General features: G+C 55.8%; 18 protein-coding genes and 1 other annotated feature (1 of these 19 only partly in view). Of the genes, 11 read left to right on the plus strand and 7 right to left on the minus strand.

Translation table 11 applies throughout. The features are described from left to right. Nucleotides 1-44: 44 nt before the first annotated feature. Both lplA and HWQ15_RS11660 read right to left on the minus strand, forming a co-directional pair. The gene (lplA, locus tag HWQ15_RS11655) at nucleotides 45-1,061 is read right to left on the minus strand and encodes a lipoate--protein ligase LplA (protein ID WP_063148741.1); all 1,017 of its coding nucleotides are present in this window, start codon (nucleotides 1,059-1,061) and stop codon (nucleotides 45-47) included. A gap of 39 nt (nucleotides 1,062-1,100) precedes the next feature. Then, nucleotides 1,101-1,745 carry a YtjB family periplasmic protein gene (locus tag HWQ15_RS11660; RefSeq protein ID WP_015572615.1) on the minus strand — a complete coding sequence of 215 codons (645 nt, stop codon included), beginning with the start codon at nucleotides 1,743-1,745 and terminating at the stop codon, nucleotides 1,101-1,103. Between the two features lie 117 nt (nucleotides 1,746-1,862). On the opposite strand from HWQ15_RS11660, the gene serB reads away from it, so the two are divergent. From serB to nadR, 3 genes are all read left to right on the plus strand, one after another. Next, nucleotides 1,863-2,831, plus strand: a complete 969-nt coding sequence (gene serB, locus HWQ15_RS11665) for a phosphoserine phosphatase (protein ID WP_063148742.1) — start codon at nucleotides 1,863-1,865, stop codon at nucleotides 2,829-2,831. Nucleotides 2,832-2,906: 75 nt separating this feature from the next. Next, on the plus strand, nucleotides 2,907-4,292 hold the full coding sequence (radA, locus tag HWQ15_RS11670) for a DNA repair protein RadA (RefSeq protein ID WP_003856523.1): 1,386 nt from the start codon (nucleotides 2,907-2,909) through the stop codon (nucleotides 4,290-4,292). Nucleotides 4,293-4,327: 35 nt separating this feature from the next. Next, on the plus strand, nucleotides 4,328-5,560 hold the full coding sequence (nadR, locus tag HWQ15_RS11675) for a multifunctional transcriptional regulator/nicotinamide-nucleotide adenylyltransferase/ribosylnicotinamide kinase NadR (protein WP_003856522.1): 1,233 nt from the start codon (nucleotides 4,328-4,330) through the stop codon (nucleotides 5,558-5,560). Nucleotides 5,561-5,671: 111 nt separating this feature from the next. On the opposite strand, the gene HWQ15_RS11680 is transcribed toward nadR, so the two are convergent. Beyond that, entirely contained in the window at nucleotides 5,672-6,673 is a 1,002-nt protein-coding gene (locus HWQ15_RS11680; protein WP_176587389.1) for a zinc-binding alcohol dehydrogenase family protein, read from the minus strand. A 107-nt stretch (nucleotides 6,674-6,780) separates the two neighbouring features. On the opposite strand from HWQ15_RS11680, the gene HWQ15_RS11685 reads away from it, so the two are divergent. Further along, the gene (locus tag HWQ15_RS11685; RefSeq protein WP_022646992.1) at nucleotides 6,781-7,680 is read left to right on the plus strand and encodes a LysR family transcriptional regulator; all 900 of its coding nucleotides are present in this window, start codon (nucleotides 6,781-6,783) and stop codon (nucleotides 7,678-7,680) included. 128 nt (nucleotides 7,681-7,808) lie between these two features. Here HWQ15_RS11685 and ettA read toward each other — a convergent pair whose 3' ends face one another. Next, complete coding sequence (ettA, locus tag HWQ15_RS11690; protein ID WP_014882470.1) at nucleotides 7,809-9,476, minus strand: energy-dependent translational throttle protein EttA; 1,668 nt, start codon at nucleotides 9,474-9,476, stop codon at nucleotides 7,809-7,811. 226 nt (nucleotides 9,477-9,702) lie between these two features. Here ettA and sltY point away from each other — a divergent pair, with 226 nt between their 5' ends. Then, nucleotides 9,703-11,640, plus strand: a complete 1,938-nt coding sequence (gene sltY / locus HWQ15_RS11695) for a murein transglycosylase (protein ID WP_063148744.1) — start codon at nucleotides 9,703-9,705, stop codon at nucleotides 11,638-11,640. Nucleotides 11,641-11,695: 55 nt separating this feature from the next. Then, nucleotides 11,696-12,025 carry a trp operon repressor gene (trpR, locus tag HWQ15_RS11700; RefSeq protein WP_003856511.1) on the plus strand — a complete coding sequence of 110 codons (330 nt, stop codon included), beginning with the start codon at nucleotides 11,696-11,698 and terminating at the stop codon, nucleotides 12,023-12,025. 27 nt (nucleotides 12,026-12,052) lie between these two features. On the opposite strand, the gene yjjX is transcribed toward trpR, so the two are convergent. Beyond that, nucleotides 12,053-12,568 (minus strand): inosine/xanthosine triphosphatase, encoded by a 516-nt coding sequence (gene yjjX / locus HWQ15_RS11705; RefSeq protein ID WP_022646994.1) that lies wholly within the window; start codon nucleotides 12,566-12,568, stop codon nucleotides 12,053-12,055. Nucleotides 12,569-12,616: 48 nt separating this feature from the next. Between yjjX and gpmB the strand changes: the two genes are divergently transcribed. Continuing rightward, nucleotides 12,617-13,264, plus strand: coding sequence for a 2,3-diphosphoglycerate-dependent phosphoglycerate mutase GpmB (gpmB, locus tag HWQ15_RS11710; RefSeq protein ID WP_006810187.1), 648 nt, complete (start codon nucleotides 12,617-12,619; stop codon nucleotides 13,262-13,264). Here the strand turns inward: gpmB and robA are convergent. Then, on the minus strand, nucleotides 13,261-14,130 hold the full coding sequence (robA, locus tag HWQ15_RS11715; protein WP_022646995.1) for an MDR efflux pump AcrAB transcriptional activator RobA: 870 nt from the start codon (nucleotides 14,128-14,130) through the stop codon (nucleotides 13,261-13,263). The two genes, gpmB and robA, sit on opposite strands and share 4 nt — an antisense overlap. A 214-nt stretch (nucleotides 14,131-14,344) precedes the next feature. Here robA and creA point away from each other — a divergent pair, with 214 nt between their 5' ends. After that, nucleotides 14,345-14,815, plus strand: a complete 471-nt coding sequence (gene creA / locus HWQ15_RS11720; RefSeq protein ID WP_003856503.1) for a protein CreA — start codon at nucleotides 14,345-14,347, stop codon at nucleotides 14,813-14,815. Nucleotides 14,816-14,863: 48 nt separating this feature from the next. On the opposite strand, the gene arcA is transcribed toward creA, so the two are convergent. Beyond that, entirely contained in the window at nucleotides 14,864-15,580 is a 717-nt protein-coding gene (gene arcA / locus HWQ15_RS11725) for a two-component system response regulator ArcA (protein WP_003856501.1), read from the minus strand. Nucleotides 15,581-15,675: 95 nt separating this feature from the next. On the opposite strand from arcA, the gene yjjY reads away from it, so the two are divergent. The 3 genes from yjjY to thrL all read left to right on the plus strand — a co-directional run bounded on the left by yjjY (nucleotide 15,676) and on the right by thrL (nucleotide 17,182). Beyond that, nucleotides 15,676-15,816, plus strand: coding sequence for a protein YjjY (gene yjjY / locus HWQ15_RS11730; protein WP_001541509.1), 141 nt, complete (start codon nucleotides 15,676-15,678; stop codon nucleotides 15,814-15,816). Between the two features lie 399 nt (nucleotides 15,817-16,215). Continuing rightward, entirely contained in the window at nucleotides 16,216-16,902 is a 687-nt protein-coding gene (locus tag HWQ15_RS11735) for a tRNA/rRNA methyltransferase (RefSeq protein ID WP_038415292.1), read from the plus strand. Nucleotides 16,903-17,113: 211 nt separating this feature from the next. Continuing rightward, on the plus strand, nucleotides 17,114-17,182 hold the full coding sequence (gene thrL / locus HWQ15_RS11740) for a thr operon leader peptide (protein ID WP_015572623.1): 69 nt from the start codon (nucleotides 17,114-17,116) through the stop codon (nucleotides 17,180-17,182). Continuing rightward, nucleotides 17,121-17,195, plus strand: a sequence feature (Thr leader region) (it continues 43 nt past the right edge of the window). (Overlaps the previous gene by 62 nt.)

Below are 17,195 nucleotides of genomic sequence, written 5' to 3' on the forward strand. Positions count from 1 at the left end.
CGGTTTTGTAGGCCCGCTAAGCGCAGCGCCAGCGGGCTTTTTTACTAGCGCACGGCCTGAGCAATCCACGCCGATACATCCCGCAGCTCTTTTTCCTGCTCCGGAAAATCCCCAATTAATGCATCACACTCCTGCTGCAGCATATCCGCCCGATACAGACAGCCCTGTAAACGTGCGGCCAGCGCCTCCAGCGGTGCAGGATTGAGACTATCCGTAAAGACCTGCGTGCGGGTAATATGGCCCTTCTCCACGTCAAAGTGCAGCTCAACGCCGCCCCATGTAAATCGCTCATCCAGCAGGTGTGAAAACGCCGGTGCCTGACCGAAGTTCCACTCCCAGCTGCTCTGGCGCGCAAAGGTTTCCGCGAAGTTGGGCAGGTCCGGTGTTTTGTCAGGGGAGATCACTTCAGCTTCTACCCGCTCACCGTAATGTTCGAAGAAGGCTTCACGGATCGCATCGCAAATGCGTTCATGGGTAATCCCCGGCAGTAGCTCCACCAGATTCGCCACGCGACCGCGCACGGAGGTAATGCCTTTCGCCTGGAGCTTTTTCTTGTCCGGGTTCAGATAGTTTGCCAGACGGCTCAGATCGGCATTCAGCAATAATGTGCCGTGGTGGAATCCGCGATCCATCGTTTCGCGGTAGGCTGAGCCTGACACTTTCCGGTCGCCTTCAGGTGTTTTCACCACCAGATCGTTACGACCCGAGGCTTCAGCCGTCACGCCGAGCGAATTGAGCGCGTTGAGCACAATGGAGGTCGAGATGGTTTTGTCGTATTCCGGCTTGCCCGCCATAAAGGTAAAGCAGGTGTTGCCGAGATCGTGGAACACCGCACCGCCGCCGCTGCTGCGGCGCGCCAGGCGGACGTTGTCCTCTTCCATACGGCGGGTGTTACACTCTTTCCACGGATTTTGCGCGCGGCCAATAACGACCGTATCAGCGTTGCGCCAGAGAAACAGGACGCGCTGGGTGGCGGGCATCTGGCGGAAGATGCACTCTTCCACCGCGAGATTAAACCAGGGATCGTAAGAGTCAGAGATAAGCAGGCGTAACGTCGACATGGCAGAGTTCCTTTTCCGAATCATCCGCCTACTTTATCACTATTCTTTCTTCTCGCTCTCTTCCTCTTCGGGAACTGACTTGCTGGCGGTTAACAGGAACGGCGACTGCTGCCAGCGGGTGCGTTTGCCTTGCAGCAGCGTGCGCGCCAGTACCACGCCAATCGCCAGCGAGAGCAGCAGCATCAGGCGCAAAATATTGGTGGTGTTATCCACCTGTTTGGCTTCGGTTGGCAGGGTGTGGGTGTCGAGTGTCAGACGTAAATAGCCGAGTGGGCCATTCTTGCCCTGAATGGGTTCAACGATTTGTTGATTGAAATAACCGCCAGCTTTTTTGCCGTCCAGCGCCAGCCTGTCGCGCACGTCGACATGCTCACCCGCGCGGGCAATCAGGTCGCCCTGTTCATCGTACACGCCCGCATCCAGAATGCGGCTGTTTTCCGTAAGCTGGCGCAATACCTGGGCTATTCGCTTGTCATCCGGCGTTTCGGTGCGCATAGACGGCGCAACGTTGAGCGTCACCTGGCGCGCCAGCGTACGGGCCAGTTCTTCAAACTGTGGGTTACGCTGTCGTTGGTGATTCTGGCTAAACCAGGATGCCCCCTGCATAAGCGCCACTAATAGTGCGAGACAGATCAGGACAATCACGGCGCGATGAAGCCGGAATTTCAGTTTTGCGCGAGCCATATTCCACCTGCTTAAAATTTACGGCTTAATGTTGCCAGAAGTGATGGTTACAGGGTAGCCTCATGCGTTATTTTCCCTCTGGAACCTTCCGGCGCGAACGAAATTACAGGAGCTTCAATGCCGAACATTACCTGGTGCGACCTGCCAACGGATGTCTCTTTATGGCCAGGATTGCCGCTCTCTTTAAGTGGCGATGAGGTGATGCCTCTCGATTACCACGCTGGCCGCAGCGGCTGGCTGCTGTACGGACGCGGCCTGGATAAGCAACGCCTCACCCAGTATCAAACTAAACTGGGCGCAGCGATGGTCATCGTTGCGGCCTGGTGTGTGGAAGATTATCAGGTTATTCGCCTGGCGGGTTCCCTGACGCAGCGCGCCACGCGTCTGGCGCACGACGCCGGGCTGGACGTAGCCCCGCTCGGCAAAATTCCACACCTGAAAACGCCTGGCCTGCTGGTGATGGACATGGACTCTACCGCCATTCAGATCGAATGTATCGACGAGATCGCTAAACTGGCGGGCAGCGGCGAGTTGGTGGCGGAAGTCACCGAGCGCGCGATGCGCGGCGAGCTGGATTTCACCGCCAGCCTGAGACAACGCGTGGCGACCCTGAAGGGAGCCGATGCGAACATTTTGCTTCAGGTGCGCGATGAACTGCCCCTGATGCCAGGGCTGACGCAGCTGGTGCTCAAGCTGGAGACGCTCGGCTGGAAAGTGGCGATTGCCTCCGGTGGGTTCACCTTCTTTGCCGATTACCTGCGTGACAAGCTGCGTCTGACCACCGTGGTGGCAAACGAGCTGGAGATCATGGACGGCAAACTCACCGGACAAGTGATTGGCGACATCGTGGATGCGCAGTACAAAGCCAATACGCTGACGCGTCTGGCGGAGAAATACGCCATTCCGGTCGAACAGACCGTCGCCATCGGCGATGGCGCGAACGATCTGCCGATGATCAAAGTTGCCGGACTGGGTATTGCCTACCACGCCAAGCCGAAAGTGAATGAAAAGACGGAAGTCACTATCCGTCATGCTGACCTGATGGGCGTGTTCTGCATTCTCTCCGGCAGCATTAATCAAAAATAGCGGCCTGCTTTTGTAGGCCGGGTAAGCGTCAGCGCTATCCGGCGCGCAGACCGCACAGAAATAACGAGGTAAACCGTGGCGAAAGCTCCAAAACGCGCATTTGTCTGTAATGAATGTGGTGCGGATTATCCGCGCTGGCAGGGGCAATGCAGCGCCTGTCATGCCTGGAACACCATCACCGAAGTGCGTGGTGTGGCGGCTTCGCCGAGCGTGGCCCGCAATGAACGCCTGAGCGGCTATGCGGGCAATGCAGGCGTGTCGAAGGTACAAAAACTTTCGGATATCAGCCTTGAGGCGCTGCCGCGCTTCTCAACCGGATTCAAAGAATTTGACCGCGTGCTCGGCGGTGGCGTAGTGCCGGGCAGCGCTATTCTGATCGGCGGTAACCCGGGCGCGGGTAAATCGACCCTGCTGCTGCAAACGCTCTGCAAGCTCGCCGAACAGATGAAAACCCTGTACGTCACAGGCGAAGAGTCACTCCAGCAGGTGGCGATGCGCGCGCACCGCCTCGGTCTGCCGACCGGCAATCTGAATATGCTCTCGGAAACCAGCATCGAGCAGATCTGCATGATTGCCGAAGAAGAGCAGCCGAAGCTCATGGTGATCGACTCCATCCAGGTGATGCACATGGCGGACATTCAGTCGTCACCGGGGAGCGTGGCGCAGGTGCGTGAAACGGCTGCGTACTTAACGCGCTTTGCCAAAACGCGCGGCGTAGCGATAGTGATGGTGGGCCACGTCACCAAAGACGGCTCGCTGGCCGGCCCGAAAGTGCTTGAGCACTGTATCGACTGCTCGGTGATGCTCGACGGCGATGCGGATTCCCGTTTTCGTACCCTGCGCAGCCATAAAAACCGCTTCGGCGCGGTGAATGAACTGGGCGTGTTTGCCATGACCGAGCAGGGGCTGCGCGAAGTCAGCAACCCGTCGGCCATCTTCCTGAGCCGTGGCGACGAAATTACGTCCGGTAGTTCGGTGATGGTGCTGTGGGAGGGGACGCGTCCGCTGCTGGTTGAAATTCAGGCGCTGGTGGATCACTCGATGATGGGCAACCCGCGGCGCGTGGCGGTCGGTCTGGAACAGAACCGCCTGGCGATCCTGCTGGCGGTGTTGCACCGTCACGGCGGCCTGCAAATGGCGGATCAGGACGTGTTCGTCAACGTGGTTGGTGGGGTGAAGGTTACGGAAACCAGCGCGGATCTGGCGCTGTTGCTGGCGATGGTCTCCAGCCTGCGCGACAGACCGTTGCCGCAGGATCTGGTGGTATTTGGCGAAGTAGGGCTGGCGGGCGAAATTCGCCCGGTGCCGAGCGGTCAGGAGCGTATCTCCGAAGCGGCAAAACATGGCTTCCGCCGCGCAATTGTTCCGGCCGCCAACGTGCCGAAAAAAATCCCGGAAGGGATGCAGGTTTTTGGCGTTAAAAAACTCGCAGATGCGTTAAATGTCTTTGACGACTTATAATTACGTATTCGATTTTGCAGGAGGCACCGTAATTTATGTCATCATTTGACTACATCAAGACCGCTATCCGCCAGAAGGGTTGCACATTACAGCAGGTAGCGGACGCCAGCGGCATGACCAAGGGCTACCTGAGCCAACTGCTGAACGCCAAAATCAAAAGCCCCAGCGCGCAGAAGCTGGAAGCGCTGCACCGTTTTCTGGGGCTTGAATTTCCGCGGATGCAAAAGAACATTGGCGTGGTGTTCGGTAAGTTCTACCCGCTGCATACCGGGCATATCTATCTGATCCAGCGCGCCTGTAGCCAGGTCGACGAGCTGCATATCATCATGGGTTATGATGAAACCCGCGATCGCCAGCTGTTTGAAGACAGCGCCATGTCGCAGCAGCCCACCGTGCCGGATCGCCTGCGCTGGCTGCTTCAGACCTTTAAATATCAGAAAAATATTCGTATTCATGCCTTTAACGAAGAGGGCATGGAGCCGTACCCGCACGGCTGGGACGTGTGGAGCAACGGCATCAAAGCGTTTATGGAAGAGAAGGGCATTGCGCCTAACTGGATCTACACCTCTGAAGAGTCCGACGCGCCGCAGTTCCGCGAGCATCTGGGTATCGAAACCGTGCTGATCGATCCTAAACGCACCTTTATGAACATCAGCGGGGCGCAGATCCGCGAGAACCCGTTCCGCTACTGGGACTACATTCCGACCGAGGTGAAGCCGTTCTTCGTGCGTACGGTGGCGATCCTCGGCGGCGAGTCCAGCGGGAAATCGACGCTGGTGAATAAGCTGGCGAATATCTTCAATACCACCAGTGCGTGGGAGTATGGCCGCGATTACGTCTTCTCACACCTCGGTGGTGACGAGATGGCATTACAGTATTCCGACTACGATAAAATCGCGCTTGGTCATGCCCAGTACATTGATTTCGCGGTGAAATACGCCAATAAAGTCGCGTTTATTGATACCGATTTCGTCACCACGCAGGCATTCTGTAAAAAGTACGAGGGGCGCGAGCACCCGTTTGTGCAGGCGCTGATTGATGAATACCGCTTTGATCTGGTTATCCTGCTGGAAAACAACACCCCATGGGTAGCCGACGGCATGCGCAGCCTGGGCAGCTCGGTAGACAGGCGTGAGTTCCAGACCATGCTGGTGGAGATGCTCAACGAGAACAACGTTGAGTTTGTGCATGTGGAAGAGTCGGATTACGACACCCGTTTCCTGCGCTGCGTCGAGCTGGTGAAAGAGATGATGGGTGAGCAGGGGTAAAAAACTTACCCCTCACCCTAACCCTCTCCCCAAAGGGGAGAGGGGATCGCACGGAGCTATCTTTACCCTCTCCCCCGTGGGGAGAGGGCAGGGTGAGGGGGAACAAACCACTCAGAACTCAACCACCACTTTCCCACGGATATGCCCCTCCAGCACCATGCGGTGCGCTTCGGTAATGCTTTCCACGCTCAGCCCGTGCAGCGTTTCGCTGAGCGAGCTTTCCACCACGCCGTTATCCACCAGCTTCGCCACCTCATTTAAAATCTCGCCCTGGCGCGCCATATCCGCGGTCTGGTACATGCTGCGGGTGTACATAAATTCCCAGTGCAGGGCGGCAGATTTGGACTTCAGCTTGTCCTGGTTTAGCGGATGCGCATTTTCAACGATGGAACAAATGTGTCCCTGAGGGGCAATCAGATCGCTGACCGCATCCCAGTGCCCGTCGGTGTCGTTGAGGATAAAAATGTAATCCACAAAGGTGAGCCCCTGTTTCGCCAGTTCACCCTTCAGGTCGCGGTAATTTACGACAACGTCAGCCCCGCGATCGCGACACCACCGGGCGGAATCTTCTCGTGAGGCGGTTGCGACGATCTTCACCTTGCTGTTGTGCTTCGCAAACGGGATCGCCAGCGATCCGACTCCACCCGCGCCGCCAATTATCAGCAGCGTTTTATCTGCGTCGGCATCCTGAATCTTCAGCCGTTCAAACAGGCCTTCCCACGCGGTGAGCGCCGTCAGCGGCAGTGCTGCCGCAGAGGCCCAGCCAAGGTTTGCAGGCTTGTGCCCGACAATGCGCGCATCGATAAGCTGGTGCGTGGTATTGCTGCCCGGTCGGGTGATATCCCCCGCGTACCATACTTCGTCACCCGGTTTAAATCCGGTGACGCCAGCCCCGACGGCTTTGACGATCCCGCTGGCATCCCACCCGAGAATGCGCGGCTCCTTCAGCCCGCTTTTAGCAATACCTGCATGTACCTTGGTGTCCACCGGGTTTACGGAGACGGCTTTCACCTCCACCAGCAGATCGTACTCGCCGGGCTGCGGCATCGGCGGGGTGATTTCAACGAAGGTGGAGGGATTTTCTGGGTTAACGGCAATGGCTTTAACAGACATGGTGTTCTCCTCAATGAATGCGTTGTGTTGAGGCTAGTCTATTAAGTGGTCAGCTGCATGATAAGATGGACAATCAAGAACTCAGCGTTCGTACAGGGTGAACAATCATGTTTAAACAGCTACAGGATATGGCGCTGTTTGCGCTGGTGGCTGAGATGGGCAGCTTTACTGCGGCGGCGCAGAAGGCTGAACTGCCGAAATCCAGCGTCAGCCAACGCATTAGCCAGCTGGAGCAGCAGGTGGGGATCCGCCTGCTTAACCGCACGACGCGCAGAATAAGCCTGACGTTTGCGGGCGAGCACTATCTGGTGCACTGCCGCGAGATGCTGGCGGCCAGCGAGCGCGCGGAGTATGCCATTCAGCGGCTGCGAGAAAACCCCAGCGGACGGCTGAGGATCACCTGTCCGGCAGGGATTGGCGCGACGCTGCTGGCGCATATGAATGCCGAGTTCCAGCTTCGCTACCCTGACGTGTCGCTGGATGTATCAATTTCAGACGATGTGGTGGATCTGGTCGAGTCGGGCTTTGACGTGGCGCTGCGCACCGGCAAACCGCAGGATTCTTCCCTGATTGGCCGCATGATTGGGCACTGTCCGCGCTACATGCTGGCCTCGCCTGACTATCTGGCACGTCGGGCGCCGTTAATCCATCCCCGACAGCTGGTGGATCACCGCTGCATTACGCACCGGGCATGGTCGGAGTGGCTTCTGCGAAGCGAGAGTGAGGATTACCGCTACCTGCCGGATAACGCCCACATGACGGATAACCTGGTGTACGCCCGAGAATGCGCCATTGCCGGGGCGGGGATCACGCTGTTACCCGCATTCCTGCTGGAAGATAAAATTGAAAAGGGCGCGCTGGTAAAGGTGCTACCGGAGTGGCGCGTTGAGGGGAACGATCTCTGGCTGGCCTATCCGAGCCGTAAGCTCAATTCGCCTGCGCTGATGAGCTATATCGACTTTGCGATGCAGTTTGATGAGGTGAAGCGGTATTACGTGGGCAAATAAAAAAGCCGGGTGGTGGCTTCGCCTTACCCGGCCTACACACTGTGCGGCCTGATGCCATCACCCAGGCCCTCTCCCACGCGGAGAGGGAACAAACATAAAAAACGGCAACCGAAGTTGCCGTTTTGCTTTTATTTCGCAATACGCTTGTACTTAATACGCTTCGGCTCCAGCGCGTCTGCGCCCAGCGTGCGTTTCTTGTACTCTTCGTATTCGGTGAAGTTACCTTCGAAGAACTCCACTTTACCTTCGTCCTGGTAGTCCAGAATGTGGGTCGCGATACGGTCAAGGAACCAGCGGTCGTGCGAGATAACCATGGCGCAGCCCGGGAATTCCAGCAGGGCGTTTTCCAGCGCGCGCAGGGTTTCGATGTCCAGGTCGTTGGTAGGTTCATCGAGCAGCAGAACGTTGCCGCCAACCTGAAGCAGCTTCGCCAGGTGCAGACGACCACGCTCACCGCCAGACAGCTCGCCCACGCGTTTGCCCTGGTCGGTACCCTTGAAGTTAAAGCGGCCAACATAGGCGCGGCTTGGCATCTCGGTGTTGCCGATACGCATGATATCCAGACCGCCGGAGACTTCTTCCCACACGGTTTTGCTGTTGTCCATCGCGTCACGGAACTGGTCAACGGAGGCCAGCTTCACGGTCTCACCCAGGGTGATAGAGCCGCTGTCAGGTTGTTCCTGACCGGACATCATGCGGAACAGGGTGGATTTACCCGCGCCGTTCGGACCGATAATGCCGACGATAGCGCCTTTCGGTACGGAGAAGGTCAGATCGTCGATCAGCAGGCGGTCGCCGTATGACTTACGCAGGTTGGTCACTTCAACCACTTTATCCCCCAGACGTGCGCCAGGCGGGATAAACAGTTCGTTGGTTTCGTTACGCTTCTGGTATTCGGTGTTGTTCAGCTCTTCGAAGCGTGCCAGACGGGCTTTGCCCTTGGACTGACGGCCTTTCGCGCCCTGACGCACCCACTCCAGCTCTTTCTCAATAGATTTACGACGCGCCGCTTCCTGAGACGCTTCCTGCGCCAGACGCTGATCTTTCTGTTCCAGCCAGGAGGAGTAGTTACCTTCCCACGGAATGCCTTCGCCGCGGTCCAGCTCCAGGATCCAGCCCGCCACGTTGTCGAGGAAGTAGCGGTCGTGGGTAATTGCCACCACGGTGCCTTCGAAGTCGTGCAGGAAGCGTTCCAGCCACGCCACGGATTCCGCATCCAGGTGGTTGGTCGGTTCGTCGAGCAGCAGCATGTCTGGTTTTTCCAGCAGCAGGCGGCACAGCGCCACGCGGCGACGTTCACCACCGGAGAGATTCGCGATTTTCGCATCCCAGTCCGGCAGACGCAGGGCATCTGCCGCGCGCTCCAGCTGCACGTTCAGGTTGTGACCGTCGTGCGCCTGGATAATCTCTTCAAATTTGCCCTGCTGAGCGGCCAGTTTGTCGAAGTCCGCATCCGGCTCGGCGTATTTGGCATACACTTCATCCAGACCTTTCAGGGCGTTAACCACTTCGGATACCGCTTCTTCAACGGATTCACGCACGGTGTGTTCCGGGTTCAGCTGAGGTTCCTGCGGCAGGTAGCCGATCTTGATGCCAGGCTGCGGACGGGCTTCACCTTCGATGTCTGTATCGATGCCGGCCATGATGCGCAGCAGGGTGGACTTACCGGCACCGTTGAGACCCAGAACACCGATTTTTGCGCCCGGGAAAAAGCTCAGCGAGATATTTTTAAGAATATGACGTTTCGGCGGGACAACTTTGCCGACACGATGCATGGTATAAACGAATTGAGCCACGTTGGACTTCGCCTCTTTTATCGTGATGAGAATGAATTTCAGCCTCGAAGTGTAGCCTTTTTCACGCCCTAATCCCAGCCAGGAACGTCGGGAGTGTTAAAACGCGCAAGAAAGGTAAAAAAGTGTCCATGACGTGGCGCGTTGTGGGATGCCTGGTTAGCATAAGTTGAGGTAACTTTAACGTGGCAAGACGCTGCAACTGACGAAAAACAATGAGGAAGAGCTTGTGGAAAAAGCCAAACGGGTGGTCTGGCGTCTGCTGGCTGCCAGCGTATGCGTAATGGCGGTAAGCCAGGCGGTGCATGCCGATTCACTGGATGAACAACGTAACCGCTATGCCCAGATTAAGCAGGCATGGGACAACAAGCAGATGGATACCGTGCAGGCGCTGATGCCGACGCTGAAGGATTATCCGCTGTATCCGTATCTGGAGTATCGTCAGATCACTGATGATCTCATGAATCAACCGACCGTCACCGTAAATAACTTCATTCAGGCGAACCCGACACTGCCGCCTGCGCGCACCCTGAAGTCCCGGTTTGTGAACGAGCTGGCCCGTCGCGAAGACTGGCGCGGCCTGCTGGCTTTCAGCCCGGATAAACCGGGCGCGACGGAAGCGCAGTGTAATTACTATTATGCGAAATGGGCGACCGGTCAGCAGGAGGAAGCCTGGACCGGCGCGAAAGAGCTGTGGTTGACGGGCAAAAGCCAGCCAAACGCCTGTGACCCGCTGTTCAGCGCCTGGCGCGCCTCGGGCAAGCAGGATCCGCTCTCTTACCTGGAACGTATTCGCCTGGCGATGAAGGCCGGTAACACCCGGCTGGTCACCGTGCTGGCGGGCCAGATGCCCGCGGATTATCAGACCATTGCCTCTGCCGTTATCAGTCTGGCAAACGATCCCAATACCGTGCTGACGTTTGCGCGTACCACCGGCGCGACCGATTTTACCCGCCAGATGGCGGCGGTGGCCTTTGCCAGCGTGGCGCGTGAGGATGTGGAAAACGCCCGGCTGATGATCCCGCAGCTGGTGCAGGCCCAGCAGCTTAATGACGATCAAACCCAGGAACTGCGCGATATTGTGGCATGGCGACTGATGGGAACAGATGTCACCGACGAACAGGCGTGCTGGCGTGACGACGCGGTAATGCGTTCAAACTCTGTCTCGCTGGTGGAGCGTCGCGTGCGCATGGCGCTGGGAACGGGCGATCGTCGTGGCCTCAATACCTGGCTGGCGCGCCTGCCGATGGATGCTAAAGAGAAAGATGAATGGCGTTACTGGCAGGCGGACCTGCTGCTGGAGCGTGGTCGTGAAGACGAAGCCAAAGCGATCCTCCACTCCCTGATGCAGCAGCGCGGCTTCTACCCGATGGCGGCGGCGCAGCGTCTGGGCGAGGAGTACACACTGAAGATCGACAAAGCGCCAGCCAACGCGAACCCGGCGCTGACGCAGGGGCCGGAAATGGCGCGCGTGCGCGAGCTGATGTACTGGAATCTGGATAATACCGCGCGCAGCGAATGGGCCAACCTGGTCACCAGCCGTACCACCGACGAGAAGGCGCAGCTCGCCCGCTATGCGTTTGATAATCGCTGGTGGGATCTGAGCGTGCAGGCGACGATCGCCGGCAAGCTGTGGGATCATCTCGAAGAGCGTTTCCCGCTGGCTTATAAGGATCTGTTCGATCGCTACACCAGCGGCAAAGATATTCCGCAAAGCTACGCGATGGCCATTGCCCGTCAGGAAAGCGCCTGGAACCCGAAAGTGCGTTCGCCGGTGGGGGCCAGCGGCCTGATGCAAATTATGCCGGGCACCGCGACGCACACGGTGAAGATGTTTAATATCCCAGGCTACAGCAGCCCGTCCCAGCTGCTGGATCCGGAGACCAACATCAACATCGGTACCAGCTACTTGCAGTACGTCTATCAGCAGTTCGGTAATAACCGTATCTTCGCGTCAGCCGCGTACAACGCCGGGCCAGGCCGCGTGCGGACATGGCTTGGCAACAGCGCAGGGCGACTCGACGCCGTGGCGTTCGTCGAGAGCATTCCGTTCTCGGAAACGCGCGGATATGTGAAGAACGTGCTGGCGTATGACGCCTACTATCGGCACTTCATGGGGGAGAAAGATGCCCTGATGAGCGATGCCGAGTGGCAGAGACGTTACTGATCGGCGCGGGTTGTGTTATGCTGTACTCGCTAATGAGTACAAGAGGCAGCATAACATGACCCAGCATTCCCCGTATTCCTCGGCCATGGCCGAACAGCGTCATCAGGAGTGGCTTCGTTTTGTGGAGTTGCTCCGCCAGTCTTACGACAAAGATCTGCATTTACCCTTGCTACAGCTGATGCTGACGCCAGACGAGCGTGAAGCGCTGGGTACACGGGTACGCATTATTGAGGAACTGCTGCGCGGCGAAATGAGCCAGCGCGAGCTGAAAAACGAGCTGGGCGCGGGCATCGCGACGATTACCCGGGGTTCAAACAGCCTGAAGTCGGCGCCGGTTGAACTGCGTCAGTGGCTTGAAGCGGTATTGCTGAAAAACGCCGGATGACGGCTTCGCCTTATCCGGCCTACAAACTTAACGATAAATCGCGTTATGGAACGGACTTAACGCCAGAATAACGGCCTGGTGGTAAACGCTCGAACGGGTGAGCTTGCCCGCGGTAAAGACGCCAATCGCCCCCTCTTTACGACCAATCTCATCAATGCCGGTGTAGTGCGACATTACCGGCCCCAGCGCCTCACCCGCGCGGACTTTCTCCAGTATGACCTCCGGCAGCGGCAGCGTGGCTGAACGCGCTTCGCCGCGCTGCTCGCGGCTTTCGATGACAACCCAGCTGAAGGTCGCCCCTTCGTCGATACCTGCTTCAATCGCGACCCAGAAGTCAGCATCTGGCGCGGCGGCTTTTGCATTCGCCACGCGATTTCGTGCGCCAGCGCGTGTTTCCTCGCTGCCAAACGGCTGTTCCGGCACACCGCTCTCGACGCCGACGGCGTCAATATGGCAGGATCCTTCGCCGAAGATCTCTTCAAATGCCCTTAGAATTGCCTGAATTTTGGCAGGATTGGTGGTAGCAGAGACAACATGGTGCATAATTAAGCTCGATTTAAAAAATTCATCGCAGTATAACGGAAAAAAAGCATGTTACAGGTATACCTTGTTCGCCACGGTGAAACGCAGTGGAACGCCGAGCGACGTATTCAAGGCCAGTCAGACAGTCCTCTCACCGACAAAGGTGTGCAGCAAGCGTGGCAGGTGGCGGAGCGCGCCAGAACGCTGGGTATCACTCACGTCATCTCCAGTGATTTAGGCCGCACGCAGCAGACGGCACGCATCATCGCCGATGCCTGTGGCTGCGACGTGACCCTTGAACCGCGCCTGCGCGAGCTGGATATGGGCGTGCTGGAAAAACGCCCTATCGATACGCTGACGGAAACCGAAGAAGGCTGGCGTCGCACGCTGGTGAACGGCACTGAAGATGGTCGCATCCCTGAGGGGGAATCCATGCAGGAGCTGAGCGTGCGCATGCATGCCGCGCTGGCCGAGTGCCTGAAACTCCCGGCAGGTAGCCGACCGCTGCTGGTGAGCCACGGTATCGCGCTGGGTTGCCTGGTGAGTACCATTCTGGGGCTGCCAGCTTACGCCGAGCGCCGTTTGCGTCTGCGCAACTGTTCCATTTCCCGTATCGACTATCAGGAAAGTGCCTGGCTGGCATCGGGGTGGGTGGTTGAGATGGCAGGGGACATTTCGCATCTTGATGCCCCTGCACTGGATGAGTTGCAGCGTTAACGACGTACCGGAATCAGGAATTCCATCCGCAGATTGATAGGGCCTTCTTCCGGTTTTGCATCTTGCGCCGGATAGTAGCGCTCAATGTCCTGACCTTTACGGCGATTCAGATTCAGCATTGGCATGCAGGTCCCGTAAACGGTCAGGATGAACTCCTGAACGCCCGTTCCTAACCCTTCGTATGAGAACATCACATACTCGCCGCCTTCCAGCACGACAGGCTTCGAGCCATGAATGTAACCGTTCGCCATGTCAGGCGTCAGCGCCGTGGTATAGAACACTTCCTGCTCGTCGTCTTTTTCCTGGCTTGGATACGTTTCGTTCAGGCCATACAGAATCGGCGGGATCGCCGGAGCGTGGCTTAAAAATTCGCGCCAGAACTGAACGCGCATCTGATGGCGGAACTCGGAGATCTGCTCCAGGGAACAGGAGTAGCTCTGCGTGGTGCCGACCAGGTGCGTTTCCGGCAGGGTGATGATTTCATATTTTGGCATCGCAAACTCGCCCAGACGCAGCGGCGGACGCATACCAAAGGAGCTCCAGTCCGGCGAGCGGCGATAAAGCGCTGGCGTTAACGAGAACTGTTTTTTAAAGGCGCGAGTGAAGGTTTGCTGTGAATCGAAGCGATATTGCAGGGCAATATCCAGGATTGGTCGCGCGGTCAGGCGCAACGCGACAGCAGACTTTGATAAACGACGTGCGCGAATATAGGCACCGATAGCATGACCGGTGACATCCTTGAACATCCTTTGCAGATGCCACTTGGAATAGCCTGCTTTTGCCGCCACATTATCCAGTGACAAAGGCTGGTCGAGATGACCTTCCAGCCAGGTGAGCAGGTCGCGAATAATTCCAGCCTGATCCATATACTATCCTCATCCTTAAAACTGCCGCAGGTGCCTGTTTACAGGTTAGCGGATAATAGCATTTTTTGACGTTTTAGCATTCAGTGTTTTTTTTGCGCATAAATGCTTTTTGTGGTGATTTAAGTGCGGATATATTCTAATCCTGTGATCTTGCTACATTTTTATCTAACCTGTTGAATAATCGCTCAGCGTAATTTTTATGAATGGTAACAATATGAAATACAAGGTTTTAGTCTTTGCAGCACTGGCGCTGATGGCAGGGCGCGTGGCACAGGCGGAGCAAATTGGCTCCGTGGACACCGTGTTTAAAATGTTTGGGCCGGACCACAAAATTGTGGTGGAGGCCTTTGACGATCCGGACGTTAAAAACGTCACCTGCTATGTCAGCCGGGCGAAGACCGGCGGGATTAAAGGCGGCCTGGGGCTGGCTGAAGACACGTCTGACGCGGCCATCTCCTGCCAGCAGGTTGGTCCGGTGGAATTGAGTGACAAAATTAAAAACGGCAAAGCGCAGGGCGACGTTGTATTCCAGAAACGGACCTCGCTGGTGTTCAAAAAGCTACAGGTGGTCCGTTTTTATGACGCGAAGCGTAACACACTGGCTTATCTGGCTTATTCCGACAAAGTCGTGGAAGGCTCACCGAAAAACGCGATTAGCGCGGTGCCGATTATGCCGTGGCATTGATAAAAAAAACGGCGCAAAAGCGCCGTTTTTTACTGCGTGACGGGAGGATTACTCCTGGAGGTCACCGCAGAAACGATAGCCTTCACCATGGATCGTGGCGATGATTTCCGGCGTATCAGGCGTAGATTCGAAATGTTTACGAATACGACGGATGGTTACGTCAACGGTACGATCGTGTGGCTTCAACTCACGACCGGTCATTTTCTTCAGCAGTTCTGCACGGGACTGGATCTTGCCCGGGTTTTCGCAGAAGTGCAGCATCGCGCGGAATTCACTGCGCGGCAGTTTGTACTGCTCACCGTTCGGGCTAATCAGCGAACGGCTATTGATATCAAGTTCCCAGCCGTTGAATTTGTAGCTATCGACGCTACGACGCTCTTCACTGACCGTACCCAGATTCATGGTGCGGGACAGCAGGTTGCGTGCACGAATGGTTAACTCGCGAGGGTTGAACGGCTTGGTGATGTAGTCATCCGCGCCGATTTCCAGACCAAGAATTTTATCAACCTCGTTGTCACGGCCTGTCAGGAACATCAACGCGACGTTCGCCTGTTCACGCAGTTCGCGCGCCAGAAGAAGCCCGTTTTTGCCCGGCAGATTGATATCCATAATCACCAGGTTGATATCATTTTCAGAAAGGATCTGATGCATCTCTGCGCCATCGGTCGCTTCAAAGACATCGTAGCCTTCTGCTTCGAAAATGCTCTTTAACGTGTTGCGTGTTACCAACTCGTCTTCAACGATAAGAATGTGCGGGGTCTGCATGTTTGCTACCTAAATTGCCAACTAAATCGAAACAGGAAGTACAAAAGTCCCTGACCTGCCTGATGCATGTCGCAAATTAACATGATCGGCTTAACGTGACTAAAGTACGTAATTGCGTTCTTGATGCACTTTCCATCAACGTCAACAACATCATTAGCTTGGTCGTGGGTACTTTCCCTTTGGACCCGACAGTGTCAAAAACGGCTGTCATCCTAACCATTTTAACAGCAACATAACAGGCTAAGTGACACCGGACACCCAATAAAACTACGCTTCGTTGACATATATCAAGTTCAATTGTAGCACGTTAACAGTTTGATGAAATCATCGTAGCTGAATGCTAGCCTTTGTCACAATTTTTCAATAAACCAACTAGTTGCGGACATTGATTGATAAACGGTACGAATCCAATCGGAAAAGAGTATTCATAAGGTCATTATCATTACAAAACATAAGGATAATGGACTTCTGTTAACATTCTAACTGATTGTTCAGCCACAAAATAGTTTAGCTTTTTTTAATTGTTATGAAACGCTATTTCGGTGATTTGTGTTGCAAAATTGTAAATTCGTGCTGCGTAATATGTTGAAGTGAATCACATTTTTACCTGCTAACTGATTAAAAAGAGAGCATAAATGCATCTGTCGATTGTGCTGGTGGCACCAGCAAGAGCTGAAAATATTGGCGCTGCGGCGCGTGCCATGAAGACCATGGGTTTTACCGATTTGCGTATCGTAGACAGCGCGGCGCATCTGGAGCCTGCTGCGCGATGGGTGGCGCACGGTTCGGGTGATATTCTCGATAATATAACCACTTACGCTACGCTCGCTGAGGCGCTGCACGATATTTCGTTTACCGTCGCGACGACCGCGCGCAGCCGGGCGAAGTTTCATTATTACGCCACGCCTGCTGAACTGGTGCCACTACTGGAAGAAAAAAGCCAGTGGCTGGAGAAAGCCGCGCTGGTGTTTGGGCGAGAAGATTCCGGGCTAACTAACGAAGAACTGGAACTGGCTGACGTCCTGACGGGCGCGCCGATGGTGGCGGATTATCCGTCACTCAATCTGGGGCAGGCGGTGATGGTGTACTGCTATCAATTAGCATCCTTAATACAAATTTCTCAGCCGCCAGCGTCAGTAACGGATGAAAACCAGCTGGCGGCGCTGCGTATTCGTGCAGATAAGCTTCTCGAGCAACTGGGCGTCGCTGACGATCAAAAAATGGTGGACTGGTTACAGCAGCGCCTGGGGCGTCTTGAACAGCGCGACACGGCAATGCTGCACCGATTGCTTCATGATATTGAAAAAAAATTAGCCGAGTAAAATAGTGTCATAGGTTTTTATTATGGCCGATCCTGCTGATGTCTGGGGTTGCATCTGGGGTATTCCGATGAAAATAAATCTGCACGCAGCGGGACGTGAGAATGTCCCGAATTGTGATCAAATTAAAAATTCATTGACTTAAGGTGTCCGATCCTTTAACCCTAAAAGAATAGAGCACAGACAGATAATAATGACAGAGTACACAACATCCATGAAACGCATCAGCATCACCACCATTACTACAACCATCATCATTACCACAGGTAACGATGCGGGCTGACGCGTACAGGAAA

It is taken from the genome of Enterobacter sp. DSM 30060 (genome assembly GCF_013375955.1).
In the GTDB taxonomy this organism is placed as follows: domain Bacteria; phylum Pseudomonadota; class Gammaproteobacteria; order Enterobacterales; family Enterobacteriaceae; genus Enterobacter; species Enterobacter intestinihominis.